This window comes from Pseudomonas fluorescens, assembly GCF_030344995.1.
Classification (GTDB): Bacteria; Pseudomonadota; Gammaproteobacteria; order Pseudomonadales; family Pseudomonadaceae; genus Aquipseudomonas; species Aquipseudomonas fluorescens_BF.
On record NZ_CP128260.1, the window covers coordinates 2,749,426 to 2,765,785 of the forward strand.

The 16,360-nt window shown below is 60.4% G+C and carries 12 protein-coding genes and 1 pseudogene; 8 read left to right on the plus strand and 5 right to left on the minus strand.

Annotation, left to right across the window (positions count from 1 at the left end; all coding sequences use genetic code 11):
- Positions 1-20 precede the first annotated feature (20 nt).
- From QR290_RS12505 to QR290_RS12520, 4 genes and pseudogenes are all read left to right on the plus strand, one after another.
- Positions 21-905 (plus strand): LysR substrate-binding domain-containing protein, encoded by an 885-nt coding sequence (locus QR290_RS12505; RefSeq protein ID WP_207985767.1) that lies wholly within the window; start codon positions 21-23, stop codon positions 903-905.
- 171 nt (positions 906-1,076) lie between these two features.
- Positions 1,077-2,120 (plus strand): annotated as a pseudogene (gene aguA / locus QR290_RS12510) (agmatine deiminase); the annotation flags it as partial.
- 2 nt (positions 2,121-2,122) lie between these two features.
- The gene (locus tag QR290_RS12515; RefSeq protein WP_289205048.1) at positions 2,123-3,220 is read left to right on the plus strand and encodes an extracellular solute-binding protein; all 1,098 of its coding nucleotides are present in this window, start codon (positions 2,123-2,125) and stop codon (positions 3,218-3,220) included.
- A 157-nt stretch (positions 3,221-3,377) separates the two neighbouring features.
- Positions 3,378-4,772, plus strand: coding sequence for a hypothetical protein (locus QR290_RS12520; RefSeq protein ID WP_289205049.1), 1,395 nt, complete (start codon positions 3,378-3,380; stop codon positions 4,770-4,772).
- A 91-nt stretch (positions 4,773-4,863) separates the two neighbouring features.
- Here the strand turns inward: QR290_RS12520 and QR290_RS12525 are convergent, their stop codons facing one another.
- Both QR290_RS12525 and QR290_RS12530 read right to left on the minus strand, forming a co-directional pair.
- Positions 4,864-5,490 carry a DNA-3-methyladenine glycosylase family protein gene (locus tag QR290_RS12525; RefSeq protein WP_289205289.1) on the minus strand — a complete coding sequence of 209 codons (627 nt, stop codon included), beginning with the start codon at positions 5,488-5,490 and terminating at the stop codon, positions 4,864-4,866.
- A gap of 56 nt (positions 5,491-5,546) precedes the next feature.
- Complete coding sequence (locus tag QR290_RS12530) at positions 5,547-6,629, minus strand: bifunctional transcriptional activator/DNA repair enzyme AdaA (RefSeq protein WP_289205050.1); 1,083 nt, start codon at positions 6,627-6,629, stop codon at positions 5,547-5,549.
- Between the two features lie 109 nt (positions 6,630-6,738).
- Here QR290_RS12530 and QR290_RS12535 point away from each other — a divergent pair, with 109 nt between their 5' ends.
- Complete coding sequence (locus QR290_RS12535; protein WP_289205051.1) at positions 6,739-7,152, plus strand: VOC family protein; 414 nt, start codon at positions 6,739-6,741, stop codon at positions 7,150-7,152.
- On the opposite strand, the gene QR290_RS12540 is transcribed toward QR290_RS12535, so the two are convergent.
- The gene (locus tag QR290_RS12540; protein WP_289205052.1) at positions 7,149-7,769 is read right to left on the minus strand and encodes a LysE family translocator; all 621 of its coding nucleotides are present in this window, start codon (positions 7,767-7,769) and stop codon (positions 7,149-7,151) included. The two genes, QR290_RS12535 and QR290_RS12540, sit on opposite strands and share 4 nt — an antisense overlap.
- Positions 7,770-8,043: 274 nt before the next feature.
- Here QR290_RS12540 and QR290_RS12545 point away from each other — a divergent pair, with 274 nt between their 5' ends.
- Together QR290_RS12545 and QR290_RS12550 are read left to right on the plus strand one after the other, a co-directional pair.
- Positions 8,044-8,649, plus strand: a complete 606-nt coding sequence (locus QR290_RS12545; RefSeq protein ID WP_289205053.1) for a biliverdin-producing heme oxygenase — start codon at positions 8,044-8,046, stop codon at positions 8,647-8,649.
- Positions 8,646-10,883 (plus strand): ATP-binding protein, encoded by a 2,238-nt coding sequence (locus QR290_RS12550; RefSeq protein WP_289205054.1) that lies wholly within the window; start codon positions 8,646-8,648, stop codon positions 10,881-10,883. Before QR290_RS12545 ends, QR290_RS12550 begins: the two co-directional genes overlap by 4 nt.
- A 9-nt stretch (positions 10,884-10,892) precedes the next feature.
- Here the strand turns inward: QR290_RS12550 and QR290_RS12555 are convergent, their stop codons facing one another.
- On the minus strand, positions 10,893-11,648 hold the full coding sequence (locus QR290_RS12555; protein WP_289205055.1) for a type 1 glutamine amidotransferase domain-containing protein: 756 nt from the start codon (positions 11,646-11,648) through the stop codon (positions 10,893-10,895).
- A 142-nt stretch (positions 11,649-11,790) separates the two neighbouring features.
- On the opposite strand from QR290_RS12555, the gene QR290_RS12560 reads away from it, so the two are divergent.
- Positions 11,791-12,378 (plus strand): LysE family translocator, encoded by a 588-nt coding sequence (locus QR290_RS12560; RefSeq protein ID WP_289205056.1) that lies wholly within the window; start codon positions 11,791-11,793, stop codon positions 12,376-12,378.
- 56 nt (positions 12,379-12,434) lie between these two features.
- Here QR290_RS12560 and QR290_RS12565 read toward each other — a convergent pair whose 3' ends face one another.
- Positions 12,435-16,091, minus strand: coding sequence for a hypothetical protein (locus QR290_RS12565; protein WP_289205057.1), 3,657 nt, complete (start codon positions 16,089-16,091; stop codon positions 12,435-12,437).
- Positions 16,092-16,360: the final 269 nt, after the last annotated feature.

The window sequence follows — 16,360 nt, forward strand, 5'->3', positions numbered from 1 at the left end:
CAAAAAAGGGACCCTAACCCATGCGCCGACTACCTTCACTGGCCGCCCTGCGAACCTTCGAATGCGCCGCTCGCCACGCGCATTTCGGCCGCGCCGCCGCCGAACTGTGCGTCACCGACAGCGCCGTCAGCCATCAGATCCGCCAGCTCGAAGAGCAACTGGGCGTGTCGCTGTTCATCCGCGAAGGGCGACAGATTCGACCGACCATCGCCGCCGGGCGCCTGATGCAGAGCCTGCAACAGGCCTTCGAACTGATCGGCGATGCCTGCGATGAATTGCGCGATCCATCCTCGCTTGCGGTGTTGCGGCTGGCGGTCACGGCGGAGCTGGCGCAGAAGTGGCTGATGAACCGTCTCACCGATTTCTACGCGCGTTATCCGCACATCACCTTGCACCTCTACGAGCAACCGATCGACGCCACCGCGCCCGGCGAAGACATCGATCTGGCGATCACCTACGGCACCGGTCCGGTCGACAGCAGCGCGTACTTCGTCCGCCCGTTGCCGGCGTTGCAGTTCTTCCCGGTGTGCAGCCCCGGCCTGTTCAATCAGGGCACTCTGAAAACCCCGAAGGACCTGGCCCGCCATTGCTTGCTGCACGACGATCAGGACGGCAAGACCTGGACCGCGTGGCTCACCAGCCATGCCGGCGATTTGCGCCCGGAGCGCCAGTTGTATTTCGCTCACGCCGGCCTGGCGCTGGAAGCGGCGGCGCAAGGGCAGGGCGTGGCGATGGGCGACAACCTCACGGCGCAGGAGGACTTGCAGAACGGGCGTCTGGTGCGACCGTTCACCTCTAGCATGACCGCGCTGGGCCAATACGCGCTGGTTTGCGAGCGGGTGCGCCTAGAGCGTCCGGCGGTGGCGCAGATGCTGGAATGGTTCAACGATCAGCTGGCGGATTGATGAATTGAATTCAACTGTTCCGAAATAATCATCGTTGGCGGCATGACGGCCCGCGACCGTAGGCTGAGGTCATTCCCATCCCGACGACGAGGTTTGACCATGGCACGTTTGCTCGACACCACCCCGAAACAGGACGGCTTCCGTCTGCCCGGCGAATTCGAAGCCAAGTCCGGTTGCTGGCTCGGCTGGCCGGAGCGCACCGACGTCTGGCGCAACGGTGCCAAACCGGCGCAGAAAGTCTGGGTGCAGATCGTCACCGCGATCTCCCACAGCGAACCGGTGACGGTCTGCGCTTCGGCCTCCCAGTTCGCCACCGCCCGCCGGCAGTTGCCGCCGCAAGTGCGCGTGGTCGAGATGACCTGCAACGACACCTGGTTCCGCGACAGCGGCCCGTGCTTCGTGGTCAACGACCAAAGCGGTGAAGTACGTGGTGTCGACTTTGAATTCAATGCCTACGGCGGCCTCGATGGCGGGCTCTACTACCCGTGGGACAAGGACGACCAGATCGCCAGCAAAATCCTCGAAATCGAACGCTTCGACCGCTATCGCGCGCCATTGATTGCCGAACTCGGCGGCATCCAGAGCGACGGCCAGGGCAGCATCCTCACCACCGAGCAATGCCTGCTCAACCGCAATCGCAACCAGCACCTGGGCAAGGACGAAGTCACCCGCCGGCTGACCGATTACCTCGGCGCCGAGCAAGTGATCTGGCTGCCACGCGGCTGCAAGTTCGACGAAACCGACGGCCATGTCGACGACCTCGCGTGCTTCGTGCGCCCCGGCGAAGTGGTGCTGCAATGGACCGACAACCGCGACGATCCGCAGTGGGAAATCTATCAGGAGGCCTACGACATCCTGCGCAGCACCCGCGACAGCCGTGGCCGCGAACTGATCGTGCACAAGTTGCCGCAACCGGACGTGCTGGAGTGGACCGCCGAAGAAGCCGAAGGCCTCGATCAGCAGGACAGCACCCACACCCGGCAGGCCGGCACCAAAATCTGTGCCTCGTACATCAACTACTACGCCGGCAACAGCTCGATCGTGGTGCCGCTGTTCGGTGATCGCAACGATCAGGTGGCGCTGGCGACCCTCGCCGAGCTGTTCCCGCAGCACAAGATCGTCGGCATCGAAAACTCCCGGGAAATCCTGCTCGGTGGCGGCAACGTCGCGTGCATCACCATGCCGCAATACGCCGGCCAGAAAAAAGGAGCCTGACCATGGGCCTGCACAAACTGAGCAAAGCGTTATTGCTGGTGCTTGCACCCCTGTGTGTGCAGGCTGCCGAAACGGCGAAACCGGTGGTCAACCTGTATATCTGGGGCGAGTACGTGGCCCCGGATACCCTGAAGAATTTCGAGGCGAAAACCGGGATTCGGGTGGTCGCCGATCACTTCGATTCACTGGAGACCGTCGAGACCAAACTGCTCACCGGCCGCAGCGGCTACGACCTGGTGCTGACCGCCGGCCAGCACCTGTCGCGGGCCATCGAAAGCGGCGCGATCCAGACCCTGAACAAGCAGCAGCTTCCGCACTTTGCCGGGGTCGGTGAGGAGTTCCGTCAGCACATGGCGGTGTTCGATCCGGGCAACCGCTACGCCGGAATCTACGCCTGGGGCACCACCGGCGTCGGCTATCAGGAGGAGGCCGTGAAGCAGCGCCTGCCGGACGCGCCACGGGACAGTTGGGCGATGCTGTTCGATCCGGCGGTGGTGTCGAAATTCGCCGATTGCGGGGTGAGCCTGCTCAACGACCCGAACGAAGTGTTCGCGGCGGTCATGAAATACATGGGGCTGGACATCAACCGCCAGAGCCTCAATGACCTGAAACTCGCCGAGCAGCAGCTGGCGAAGATCCGGCCGTACATCCGCTACTTCGACAATGACCTGAACATCAGCGACCTGGCCAACGGCAACACCTGCGTGGCGATGTCCTGGAACGGCAACGTCGCCATTGCGGCGGGCCAGGCTGAAGCAGCGAAAAAACCATTCAAGTTGAATTACCGGATTCCGAAGGAGGGCACGCTGATCTGGTTCGACGCCATGGTCATTCCCAAGGATGCACCGCACCCCGAGGCCGGGCTGGCACTGATGGATTACCTGATGACGCCCGAAGTGATTGCGCCAATCACGGACACGATTCACTACGCCAACGCGATCACGGCGGCGGATAGTTTGATCGATCCGGCGATCCGCAATGATCCGGGGACTTATCCGCCGCAGGCGGTGAGGGCTTCGCTGTATAGCAAGAACGACAATGGCAAGGCGTTCAACCGGGCATTGATTCGGGCATTCAGCCGATTGAAGTCAGGGTTGTGAACGGACGCCGGGAATCATCTTGAAGCGGTTTGGGCGTGGGTGTGCAGCGGGGAGTCTGGTAGTTTTTTCGCCATGGATTTGAACCGGCAATGACGCCGGGCGTCCTGTCAGTTGCTGATGTCAGGATCTGAGATGGCCACCATTCAAGGAAGAAAACATGCCAATCAAACCGCCAACCAAGGGCAAAAGCCCGGTCGATGTACATCTGAGGCCTTCACTCGATGGCGCTACGCCGGGGCCGGCGATCAGGCCCGGGTTTCCTGTCACCCCGCCCGCGCCGCACGTGCGTCCCGATGTCGTCAGCACGCCGAATGTCCGTGGTGGAGGACGGGTCAGCCCTGTGCCATCGGTCAGTTTGCGCGATGCGATGCCAGTCATCGAGTCGGGCCCGGGCCCCGAGGCTGGTCAACGACCGTTGGACGCGTATCACGTCCCGGCAGCAGGCCGGCTGACCGACATCGATGCCGAGGGCTTCAGGTCTTTCAAGGGGCGTCAGTTTGCCGAAGTGCCAGGGCAAGGCATTGTCCAGGTGGGCGCCGATCCGCAGACCGGTCTGTTCCGGGCCAGACTGCCGCGCGAACTCAACCCCTCCGGCCCGGTTCTGGAACGCGGCAGCGACGGCAGGGTCTGGCACCCGCTGGAGGAATTTGCCACGCAGCGCTACCGCATCCCCGATCCGCGCACTGATGCCGACGCGACGCTGGAAACCGTGTCTCGCCCGGAGGGTGATGAAGGACGGCTGCGCCATGACTCTTCAGATGACGAGTTCGTGCTGGCTTCGGAGTCCATGCCGATCAAGCCCTACACCGAACAGGAACTCGGCACCATGCGCCAGGAGGTTCGCTATTCGTTTCTGGGAAATCGCCTGGGTTCCTACCACCGCGCCAACAATGGTAAATACCCGTTGCGCGATACCTTTGGCAGGCCGGTGCGGATCCGCAAACTGGAAACCCTGGCCACCCTGACCACGGGTGAGCGATTTCGCTCGGGGCCGATCAAGCCTTACATCCAGTTTGAAGGCTATGAAAACGTGGCCAGACTCTATGAAGAAAAACTCGAGCTGCGCATTTTCACCGAGGCAGACGTGAAAGTCCCGGGCGAAAAAGCCCTCATCGGGCAAAACATGGTGGTCGCCAACCGACGCATCGCCAAAGGCGAAGCACTGGGCCTTTATGGCGGAACACTCAGCCCGCTGCGCCTGATACGGCGCCAAGAGCAGACGTTCACCATGCTGGCGGGGATGTACCTGCATTACGGGCCGGGCAAGTTCATTGAAGAGCCGGTGGTGATCATCGGTGACAACATCATTTCGCGAATCAACACGAACTTCGAATACGACGCCTCGGGCAAACCGATTCGTCAATCGCCGGACGGCTATAACGTTCAGACCGTCGGTTTCAAGGTCGAAGCGGACATGCTGATCGGTGACCGGCTGGTCAACCGGCCATATGTCCTGAACGCGATGTTTGCCTCACAGGATATTCCGGCAGGAACCGAGCTGCGCTGGAACTACAGCTATTCCGACAGCGAGATGAAGATGATCTTTCCGTAAGAAGCCAAAGGCAGAGCGCGCCGATAGCCGGATCTAGTCGGCGTATATCTGAAATATCCCCCGATCGGTCCCCTCTCCCAGTGGGAGAGGGCTAGGATGACGGGCTTTTCGGAACCCGCCACAAATACCAGGCCGCCACCGTCCGAAACGGACTCCACCCCAACCCGATCTCAATCATCTGCTTGCGCGTCGGCTGCACCTCCAGCCTCTTCAATCGCCGATAGCCTTCGCGCACGCCAAAATCATCGGCCGGCAGAATATCCGGCCGCTCCAGGCTATAAATCAGCAACATCTCGACCGTCCAGCGCCCAACCCCGCGCAGGCTGACCAAACGCTCAATCAGGGTTTCATCTTCCATCGCCAACGCCGTGGCGTAATCCGGCACCACACCTTCCAGGGCTGCCTGAGCAATCCCCTGAATCGTCGCAATCTTGCCCGCCGAAAACCCGCAACTGCGCAGCCGTTCAAAGTCCGTCGCCAGAATCTGCTCGGGACGCGGAAACGACTGTTCAGGAAACAACCCCACCAACCGACCGATAATCGCATCTCCGGCCTTGGCGTGCAGTTGCTGATAGGCGATGGCCCGCACCAGCGATTCATAGGGATCACGCGCCGGGTGCGGCCGATGCAGACAAGGGCCGGTGGCTGCAATATGGTGCCGCCAGTCGGTATCGAGGCTGGCCAGAAATTCGCTGGCCGGTTGATAGGGATCGGGTATTGGCAACTTCAGTGATCCATTGATTTGAAAGCCGCGAGGGCGTGGGTGTCGGGGTGTCAGAAAGCCAACGGTTGCGTCAGCTGCACGGCGGCGTTTTCCAGCCGGAGCAAAAACGCCTTGCGCGGTTGCCCACCACCATAGCCGGTCAGCGAGCCATCCGCACCGATCACCCGATGGCATGGCACCACGATCGACAGCCGATTGTGTCCGTTGGCCAGACCCACCGCGCGACTGGCGCCGGGTTTGCCCAACCGTGCGGCGATGGTGCCGTACGTGCTGGTTTGGCCGTAGGGGATTTGCTGCAGTTCGGCCCAGACCTGACGGGCAAACTCGCTGCCCGGCAGGTGCAGCGGCACGCTGAATTCGCTCAGCTTGCCGGCGAAGTACTGCGCCAGTTCGTTTTCGATCTGCTGCAAATGCGCGTTGTGTCCCGGTGCGACCACGTAGCCGGAGCGGTTCTGCAGTTCTTCGACTTCTCGGGTCAGCGCCGGGCGGTCGAGAAACTCCAGCAACACCAGCCCGCGTCGCTCGGCCATGGCGATCATCGGCCCCAACGGCGTGGTCAGGCGGGTGAACAGTAACGGCTCGCTGGCTGCCGCGCGTCCCGGCGTGATGTGGAACGACTTCTGAAACGCATCGCGAAAACCGCTGAGAGATTCATAGCCGGAGTCGAACGCGGCATGGTCGATGGACGTGCCTTGCTTGATCCCGCCCAACGCCATGCCGAGCCGGCGGGTGCGCAGCCACGCATGGAAGGTCATGCCGAAATGCTGCTTGAACCAGCGCCGCAGTTTCAGCGGTTCGATGCCTTCGGCGAGCAATTGCGCATCGCTCCAGCGCAGCTCCGGATCGGCGTCGACGGCTTTCAACAGCCGCTGCACCCAGTCCGGGGCAATTGCCGCAGCGTCCAGCGGTTTGCAGCGCAGACACGCGCGATAACCGGCGGACAGGCACTCGTCAGCGTGGGCGAAGAACTCGACGTTTTCCGGTTTCGGCTTGCGCGCCGTGCAGGTCGGGCGGCAAAAGATCCCGGTGGTTTTCACGGCCGTGAAGAACACGCCTTCATAGGCAGTGTCGCTTGCGAGCATGGCGCGAACCATTTCGGCGTGAGGGGGCAGGACAGCGGTCTGTATGTTCATGGGCCGAGGATAAAACCAGTTATTCGATGGCTCCACCGAAAAATCGACAGTGAATTTTCGGGCCGCTGCACTACAGTGATCGGGTCGCTACAACTCGGGAAATGAAGGTATGCCACCGTTCACGATTCAACACATCGATCACATCGTGCTGCGCGTTGCCGATCTGCAACGCAGCATTGATTTTTACGACCGGGTCTTCGGTGCCGAAGTGGTCAAGCGCAACGAAAAATTCGGTCTGGTGCACCTGCGCGCCGGCACGTCGATGATCGATCTGGTCGACCTCGACGGTGAAATCGGCCGCAAGGGTGGCGCCGCTGCCGGCAGCGAACGGCGCAATGTCGATCACTTCTGCCTGCGCATCGAGCCGTTCGATGAAGCGGCACTGGTCAGCCATTTGCAAGCCTGCGGCCTGACCGTCGACAAGGCCGCCACCCGTTTTGGCGCCGAGGGCAACGGCCTGTCGCTGTACTGCTTCGATCCGGACGGCAATCAGGTCGAGCTCAAAGGTCCGTCCGAAGCTTAGGCCCGTTTGGCCATCAGCAACACCGAAGCCGCCGCCGACAGCAGTCCCGCGCAGCAACGGTTGAAAATCCGCTTGCCGCGCGGCTCGGCAAACCAGCGGCGCATGTGCAGGCCCATGTAGGCGTAGGCGCTGATGGCGATCCATTCCAGCAGCAGAAACAGCACGCCCAGCAGCATGAATTGCGGGGTGATGGCGCGGGTCGGGTCGACGAATTGCGGCAGGAATGCGGTGAAGATCAGGATTGCCTTGGGATTGCCTGCTGCCACTAAAAACTCCTGACGCGCCAGGGCCAGAAGCCCGCTCGCCGGCGCTGCAACCGCGTCTTCGGCAGCAGGATTGGCCCGCCACAGCTGCCACGCCAGGTACAGCAGATACCCCGCGCCAACAATCTTGATCCCATAGAACAACAGCTCGGACGTTTGCAGCACCACCGCCAGCCCCGCCGCCGCGAGGGCGATCATCCCGGCAAACGCCAACAACCGACCGACACCGGCCACGCAGGCGCGACGATAGCCGTAGCGGGTGGCGTTGCTGACTGACAGCAGGTTGTTCGGCCCCGGCGCCATGTTCAAGGCGAAACAGGCGGGCAGAAACAGGGAGAGGGTGGCGAGATCCATGGGGCGGGCTCCGGTGGCAGGAGCGCTATTTTTATCACGCGGGCGTGCGGGCCTGAACCGTACAGTCAGGCAGCAGAGTCGCGGTACAGCGATGGGCGGGCGTGAATCCGTTCGAACTTTCTGCCGGGCCGTCAACTCTGAAACCGTCACAGGGTGATGAATCCCCCAGAAAAATCCATCTGACGGGTCAGAAAGGACAATTGCCGTGTAAGCTTTCGCGCCAAGCTTTTCCATTCCCCCATGGCCGCAGGCGGCCCACTGTACGAGCGACTACATGCAAGCAAAGGCCCGCGAGGTTCATGTACCACCGGTGTTGCAGGATCTGCGCGCCGGCACGGCCGAACTGCACATTGCGCTGGAAAAACGCCTTCCTTTTTTCTCCGACACCCTTGATCTGCAAGCTTTCGAGCGACTGATGCGCGCCTATTACGGCTTCTATCAGCCACTGGAAAGCGCATTGCAGGACAGCGGCGAAATTCCCGCCGATTTCGATCTGGTTTCGCGCCTCAAGGCGCCGACCCTGCAACGCGATCTGCACGCGCTGGGTGCAAGCGACGGGGACTTTTCGCTCTGCCGCCAGTTGCCCGCCATCGACTCCGCCGCCGCGTGCCTGGGCGTGCTGTACGTGCTGGAAGGCGCGACCCTCGGCGGGCAGATCCTGCGCCGGGAAATCGCCACCCGGCTAAGCCTGGGCGCGGACAACGGCGCAGCGTTTCTGGACATCTACGGCGCTGCCACCGGCCGGCGCTGGCGCGATTTCATCGAATACCTGGGCAGCCGCCCGATGGACGCCGACGAACGTAAAGCCGTCGTGGCGGCCGCCCACACTACATTCAGCTGTTTCGAGCGCTGGCTCGAAAGCCAGGAGGTTCTGGTATGACCCCGCAAGACAAAGAAGCCTTTGAAGAGTTGCTGGCCAACTGCGCCGACGAGCCGATCCGCTTTCCCGGCGCGATCCAGCCGCACGGTCTGCTGTTGACCCTGAGCGAGCCAGACCTTTCGATTATCCAGATCAGCGCCAACGTCGAGACCTTGCTCGCGCGACCGGCACAAGAGCTGATCGGCCAGCCACTGCAAAGCCTGATCGGCGATGCCCACGCCGCGCAGGTTCGCCAGGCTTTGCAGCAACCGGCCTGGTCCGATGCGCCGCCGCTGCACTTTCGCCTCAATGGCACTGCGTTCGAAGGCTTGCTGCACCGGCATCAGGATGTGCTGATCCTGGAGCTGGAAATCCACGTCGAAAACTTCCAGCCGCGCAACGTCGCCGGCACCGAAACCCACCTGGGGCGGATGCTCGCGCGCCTGCAAAAGGCCCAGAGCCTGCAAGCGCTGTACGACATCAGCGTCAAGGAAATCCAGGCCATGACCGGTTACGACCGGGTGCTGATCTATCGCTTCGAAGAGGAGGGCCACGGTCAGGTCATCGCCGAAGCGTCCGATCCGTCGATGGAAGTCTTCAACGGCTTGTTCTTCCCCGCGTCCGACATCCCCGAGCAGGCCCGCGAGTTGTACCGCACCAATTGGCTGCGGATCATCCCGAATGCCGACTACCAACCGGTGCCGCTGGTGCCCAAGTTGCGCCCGGACACCGAGACCCCGCTGGACCTGAGTTTCGCCACGCTGCGCAGCGTGTCGCCGATCCACTGCCAGTACATGAAGAACATGGGCGTGCTGTCCTCGATGAGTATTTCCCTGCTCAAGGGTGACCGGCTCTGGGGCCTGATCAGTTGCGGCAACCGCCAGCCGCTGCACGTGCCGCACGAATTGCGCACGGCGTGCCAGACCATCGGCCAAGTGCTGTCGTTGCAGATCAGTGCGATGGAAGCGCTGGAAGTCAGCCGTCAACGGGAAGAAAAGGTCGAGGCGCTGGCATTGCTCAATCAGGCGATGATCGATTCGCCGCAGAACGTCTTCGATGGCTTGGCCAACCAACCGCAGGTCCTGATGGCGCTGGCCAATGCCGGCGGCATCGCGATCATCGAAGACAGGCAATTGCACCGTTACGGCAACTGCCCGGAGCCGGAAGACATTCGCGCCCTGCACAAATGGTTGCAGGAGCGCGGCGAGCCGGTGTTTGCCAGTCATCACCTGGCCAGCGTCTACCCGCCGGCCGAGCAGTATCAGCAGGTCGCTAGCGGCGTGCTTGCCATGAGCCTGCCCAAACCGGTGGACAACGGCGTGCTGTGGTTCCGACCGGAAGTCAAAGAGAACATCAACTGGAGCGGTGATCCGCGCAAGCCGCTGGACCTGGAAAACTCCGACGCCGGCCTGCGCCTGCGGCCGCGTACCTCGTTCGAAATCTGGAAAGTCGAAATGGCCGGGATTTCCACCAAGTGGAGCCACGGCGATCTGTTTGCCGCCAACGATCTGCGCCGCTCGGCACTGGAAAACGACCTGGCCCGCCAGGTGCGCCGCGAGCAGGAAGCGGTGCGTGCCCGCGATGAGTTGGTCGCTGTGGTTTCCCACGATCTGCGCAACCCGATGACCGTGATTTCCATGCTGTGCGGCATGATGCAGAAGGCCTTCAGCTCCGACGGGCCGCACACTTCGCGACGTATCTCGACCGCGATCGACACCATGCAACAAGCCGCCGGGCGCATGAACACGCTGCTGGAGGACTTGCTCGATACCTCGAAAATCGACGCCGGGCGCTACACCATCGCGCCGCAGAAACTCGATGTCGCGCAGATGTTCGAAGAGGCCCAATCACTGCTGGCGCCGCTGGCGCTGGACAAGGACATCAGCATCTCGTTCGAGGCCGATCCTGACCTGAGCATTCACGCCGACCCCGAGCGACTGTTCCAGGTGCTGTCGAATCTGGTCGGCAACGCGATCAAATTCACGCCGCGCCTGGGCACGGTCGATGTGTATGCCAAATCGGTTGGTGACGACATCGTTTTCACGGTACGCGACAGCGGCGAAGGCATTCCCAAGGATCACTTGCCGCATGTGTTCGACCGTTACTGGACGGTGAAGGAAGGCAATCCGACCGGCACCGGGCTGGGTCTGTACATCACGCAAGGCATCGTCGAGGCCCATGGCGGGCGGATCGTTGCCGAGAGTGAGCCGGGGCAGGGCAGCGAGTTCCGTTTCACCGTGCCGCGTCAGGACTGAAACAGCGGATCAGCGTTGGGTGGCCTGCAACATGGCCACCCATTCTGCGGCGAATCGATGGCAATCGCCGGGCCAGCGCGCCGTCAGCAGTTGCCCGTCGCGCACCACAAATCCCGCTTGTGGTGCCTGCGCGCTATCTCGCTTGGCGATCAGTGGCCCACGGACAAAATCGGATCTGCGCGACAGGGCGGCGGTCACTTCCGCCTGAACGGTCTGCTTGTAAGTGCGGTAATAACGCCCCAGCCAGAACGAGGTCATCAGCCACGCCGGCAACTCCATGGTGGCCGCGAGCAACGCCGTGACCTTGCGCCCGAACAACACCGAACGCCCGGTGTCGGGGTCGAGCGTGCGCGCCAGCAACAGCACGCCATGACACACCGCCGCCACGGGTTTTTCGGCCTTGAAAAACTGCAGGGCGATCTGCCGGGCCTGCGTCGATTCCAGCAGCGTGCGCATCCCCTTGGCATGACCGCCGGGGATCAGCAGACCGTCAAACCGGTTTGTGTCGACATCGGCATACGCCAGCGGCTGCCTGAACGCGTCGGACTCGATCATCTGCTTGTAACTGTCCAGATCGGCCTTGCGCGTCATCAGCATCGAACTCAACGGGCCGAAGCCGATTTCCACCAACCGTGGATCGGCATGGGCAGGCAAGCCTTGTGGGGTGGCGAAACGTACTTCGATGCCCGCGTCGCGCATCGCCTGCCAGGGCACGCTGCTTTCGGTGGGGTCGTAATCGGCGCTGGGCAACAGAATCAGAATCATCGAGGGCAGACTTCCAGGTCGTGAGTAATCGCATAGCCAGAGCGTAGTGGGTCTGCGCGTGCTGGGGTAATTTCCTTCAATACCGTTCGGTGAGTGGTGGCTACTCTGGGCGCCTTGTTCCTCGATTTGAAGCAGGTGTGCGATGAGTCTGATTGTATCGATGGCGGCGTTTGCCCTGGCCGCGTCCATTACCCCGGGGCCGGTGAATATCGTGGCGTTGAGCTCCGGCGCGCAGTTCGGCTTTCGCGCCAGCCAGCGGCATGTGGCCGGGGCGACGCTGGGGTTTGTGTTGTTGCTGGTGTTGATGGGGCTGGGGCTGCATGAAGTGTTGAAACTGTGGCCGGCGCTGACCCGTGTGGTGCAACTGGCCGGGGTGGCGTTTCTGCTGTTCATGGCCTGGAAACTGGCCACCGATAACGGCCAGTTGAATGCAGGCGAATCGGGACGTGCGCCATCGATGCTCTACGGCGCGGTGATGCAGTGGCTCAATCCCAAGGCCTGGCTGGCCTGCGTGGCGGGGATGGGTGCATTTGTCGCCGATGGCGAGGCGCGGTTGGTGTGGCAGTTTGCGGCGGTGTATCTGGTGATCTGTTATTTGTCGGTCGGGTGCTGGGTATATGCCGGGACGTTTCTGCGTGGCTATCTGCACAATCCGGCGGGAATGCGCTTGTTCAATCGGGTGATGGCGTTGCTGTTGGCCGTGAGTGCGGGGTATTTGCTGCTGCCCTGATCCGTACTCCGGCAGGCGGAGTACGGATCTGTTGTCATCAGATCAATCTGGCATCGTCAGAAAATGCCGTTGAGTTCCCTGAAGATGTGGGGCGGCATGGCCGTGAATCGGTTGTCTCGCAGTTGGCTGATCGAATACAGAGCACTGGCCGTACGACCGTTGCCGTCACCGAAGCCCTGAAAGCCGACTACAGCTCCCAATACCTGTTTGTCAAAGTGCGGATGGCTTGGGTCCAGGTTTTTCAGATGCTGTTCGAGCAGCGCGAATCCGGTAGGGCTGCTGCCGTACTTGGTCGGTGCGCCGGCATCGCGCACCCGCCCTACAGCGTCCGGCACAAGTTTGCGATGAATTTCCCTGATCACGTTCGGGTCGTTCAGGGGGGCCTTGTTCGCGGTGTAATCGCGCAATACCCCAAGGACATTGTCGAAGTCGTTACCGCTGGAGCTCGATCCGTTCAACATCCACGCGGTGGCTCGTTGTGACGGATCGGTATAGCCAAGGGGATTGAAGCGCGCTTCCGGCATCACGTCGGTGTACGGTGATTTGCCCAGATCCAGATTAAGAATGTCTTGCTGATAGCCCTTCATGTATCGGGCTTTTCTACTCTCGAGTTCGTAAAGGACAGCCAGTGTTTCGGTGTAACCCTGCGCCGTGCTGCGCGCATCGTTGAGCTGGACGGGGTGGCCCTTGATGAATGCTTCTGTCAGCTCTTCCAAAGCCCCTCGACCGATCAGCGACTCCAGATCGCCTGCCTGTTTCGACTGGTACGCGGATTCCTTCACGGCGTTGTTTGCGAGGTGGCGCAATTCTGTTTCAGTTGCCCCTTTGGGCAGCTTGAAATTCTTGTCGCTCAAACGCGTAACGACGTGTTGTACCGTTTCGATGGCATCGCTTTTGAGCAGTGCCCGAGCATGCGAAACCGTGTCCAGCGACATCCGCGTGTGTACTGCCGAGCCGCTGTGATCAATGACCTTGAGCAGGTCGTAACTGTTGGCGCCGGTCAAGAACCTCAGTTGCTGTTTGGCTTGGTGGGCAAGTGAGAGGGCACTTGCGCTCAATTTCGCAACACCTCGGCCGAGCAGTTTTCCACCGGCCTTGAGCAGTTGCGGCAAACCCGATATCGGGTTGAACAGACTGAGGGCCGTGCTGGCCAGAACCCGCGAAGCCGACAGTAGTTTGCCGGCGATGTTCGCGGCTTTACTGGCGGCGGCAGCGATTGCCGCTGGCGCAGCGAAGAGGGTCATTGCGAGAACGGCGGCATCGACAATGCAGTCGAAAATTGCACCACCCTGTTTCTTCGGATCCCCTGACGTCAGTCCTTCGACGCAGCTCTTGAAGGGGATGATCAGGTTGAGAATCATGTTGAAGATGGCGTCGGTCTTTTCAATCGCCTTCTCCCGTACGGTTTGTTGCAGACCCAGTTGGTGGATTTCCTGCTCGGTGATATACGGATTTTTTCTGGCGATCAGCGAGCCCAGGTCTTTCACGCGTGCGGATCGGTACAGGGGTGTTTGATCGTCCCGCTTTTCATACGCGCCGGGGGCTTCAAATGCACCAATCTTGCGGATCTGGATTCTGGATTTGACGTTGGCCCTGGGGGTGACGTTTTGCAGATAGGCCTGTAGATCAACGGGGGCTCTTTCGAGTTGCTTCTGATCGGTGAATCGAGTGTCGAGCTGGAAGACGCTTCCGGAAACCAGCGGATTGAAGAGTGTTTCCAGATCAGGGTTGTGCCGACACTCCATCCGGAGAGGAAACAGCTCAAAACACTTGATGGCGTAGCCATGCTGTACACAGAGAATGACGCCATAACGACCGGTTTCTCCCGGGATGTAAGTGGCAGGGCTGATGCCATAACGACCGGTGACTCTCGCCGGTTTGTAGTTCATCTGCTGAACGCAATAGACACCGATCGCTCCGTCTTCGATAGACGCTGCATCTTCCGGAAACAGCTGTGAAATGGCGATCTGGATGTTGCGCGTCAACCCATCGAGGACGGCGTCGAAGTGACTGGCGGTCTCCGTTTCGTAAAGCTCGGTAACGGGAAACAGATCGGGCAATCTCGGAAAAGATTTGTAGATACTGGTGCCTCTGATGCGATCCCAGTCTTGGGTGTGCAGCTCGTCACTCATGTAGAGATCCAGCACCGACACTTTGCGACCGGCGCCACCGCCACTGCCACGGTGTTTGACCAGCAGTTCATCGGGGTCGCAATCCGGTTCCCGAGACTTGAGTTCTTGCAGCGCGAGCTGTCTGCGATCAGGAAATGGCCTGGAAAAACGTTCAGTGGCTTCCAGCATCATGGCGACGTACTGATCGTACTCGCGTATGGCGCGCTCGATCTCTTTTGGCGTGAGATCGCCTCGCGCATCGCGCGTGATGAGGCCGTTCATCCAGGCCCAGGTCACCACCGGATCCACCGTTCCCTCGGCCTGCAATGCCGCCAGTGGCGCGAGTGATTTTGTCGACTGGCTGAATCCCATCAAATGTTGATAGGTCATTCTGCGGCTGGCGCCGGGAACCAGCGCTTCAACCAGATGTATAGCCTGCGTAGCGATCACGCAGGCCGGAGTCCCCATCTGCAGGCTGGGCGGCCAGTCTGGAAAGAGGTACTCGGGGGCCATGCCTGCCAAAACCATTTGTGCCACCAGCGGCGCGAGTGGGGGGGCGATGTGCAGGTTCTTGATCAGATGCGCTTCCAGGTCGACCCGAATCCGGGAGGGATGCTGTTTGAAGTAGCTTTTTGAATACAGATCAAAGCCGGCGAAGTGGGTATTGGCGATATTGAGCCCCGGGTCGAGGTCCAGCAAGATCACGGCAGCTGCCAGTTGTTCTGCCAGTTCAGTCGATTGTTTTGTTGCTGCTGTTTCATCAAGCCAGCCCAATTTCGACAGGTAATATTGCCCGTGCCTTAACGCCGCACTTTCGAGCACTTGCTGCAGGCGATAGTCCGTACTGGCTGTAGCGCCGTCGCCCGGTACGCTTTCAATCAGCACGCGTCTGCCGAGGCCATTGATGATGGCTTCAGAATCCTGCGTGCAACTTTGTGTCAGTTCAAGAAGCATGACCCGCTTGTTTCCCACAAGTTTGAACGGCGACTCGTCGGGCGCGTCCAGAAGTTGCCAATAGTTTCCATACTTCGGAGGCTCAGGCAATGTCGAGAAGTTCAACAGATCGAGCAAGTTGCGGGTGTCTTGTTCGGTGTCCGGCACTTGCAGCCCGTTGAATCGCAGCCACTGGCCGAGCGTCACTTCGCCTCCCGTAACGATCCAGCCGCCAGTGGATTCGGCGACCTTGGCCAGAAGTTCGAGGCTGTCGCCGAAGCTCGTCAGACCTGCGACATCCGCGGTGATATCCCGGGGAGAAACAAAGGGGGTAGCGGGCCGGTCGTTGCTGGCGACCATGTTTCGGTAACTGAAGTAGAGACGCCCATGCTCGTCCAGCAGAAACACAGCGTTGTCCGGAATTTTGCGCCAAGCGCGGACAAAGTGAAAATCATCGTGGCGCAGAAGTATGGAAAGCGACACTTTGCCGTTGCGATGAAGTCGGTCGAATGTGCTGTCTTCCACACACGAAACCAGGATTTCGTTGCATTTCCAGTCGAGGCGTTCAACGGCGTATTCATCGCTGATGAAGTTTGTAATGGTCTGGCTTACTTTATTTTTCTGAAGTGAGTCTGTGGAATCGTAAGCGTGGTTGTCTGCTGGTTTCATGATTCGGAATCCATTCTCTAATAGTGAAATAAATAGAATTAGATGATCTTTTTTTTGTTTGTCGTGTTTGTGAGGGCGGTTTTTAGAGTACGGCGACAAGGCGTAAAGTTTGTGGTGATAGCTGTTCTAAGTATTTCTTTGCGGTGTCAGGGTTGAAGGGGGAGGTTGATTTGAAAGGCCTGGAATGTTGTTGACGATAAATATGTATATTTTTCCGGGTATGTAGAGTTAAGAAAACAGCTGAGCAAAAAACAGTGGAATACTCGAAA

Excerpts from the sequence above, each read along its gene's own strand:
- QR290_RS12505 (WP_207985767.1), top strand. The coding sequence starts at position 21 with ATGCGCCGACTACCTTCACTGGCCGCCCTGCGAACCTTCGAATGCGCC.
- QR290_RS12515 (WP_289205048.1), top strand. The coding sequence starts at position 2,123 with ATGGGCCTGCACAAACTGAGCAAAGCGTTATTGCTGGTGCTTGCACCC.
- QR290_RS12520 (WP_289205049.1), top strand. The coding sequence starts at position 3,378 with ATGCCAATCAAACCGCCAACCAAGGGCAAAAGCCCGGTCGATGTACAT.
- QR290_RS12530 (WP_289205050.1), bottom strand. The coding sequence starts at position 6,629 with ATGAACATACAGACCGCTGTCCTGCCCCCTCACGCCGAAATGGTTCGC.
- QR290_RS12535 (WP_289205051.1), top strand. The coding sequence starts at position 6,739 with ATGCCACCGTTCACGATTCAACACATCGATCACATCGTGCTGCGCGTT.
- QR290_RS12540 (WP_289205052.1), bottom strand. The coding sequence starts at position 7,769 with ATGGATCTCGCCACCCTCTCCCTGTTTCTGCCCGCCTGTTTCGCCTTG.
- QR290_RS12545 (WP_289205053.1), top strand. The coding sequence starts at position 8,044 with ATGCAAGCAAAGGCCCGCGAGGTTCATGTACCACCGGTGTTGCAGGAT.
- QR290_RS12550 (WP_289205054.1), top strand. The coding sequence starts at position 8,646 with ATGACCCCGCAAGACAAAGAAGCCTTTGAAGAGTTGCTGGCCAACTGC.
- QR290_RS12555 (WP_289205055.1), bottom strand. The coding sequence starts at position 11,648 with ATGATTCTGATTCTGTTGCCCAGCGCCGATTACGACCCCACCGAAAGC.
- QR290_RS12560 (WP_289205056.1), top strand. The coding sequence starts at position 11,791 with ATGAGTCTGATTGTATCGATGGCGGCGTTTGCCCTGGCCGCGTCCATT.
- QR290_RS12565 (WP_289205057.1), bottom strand. The coding sequence starts at position 16,091 with ATGAAACCAGCAGACAACCACGCTTACGATTCCACAGACTCACTTCAG.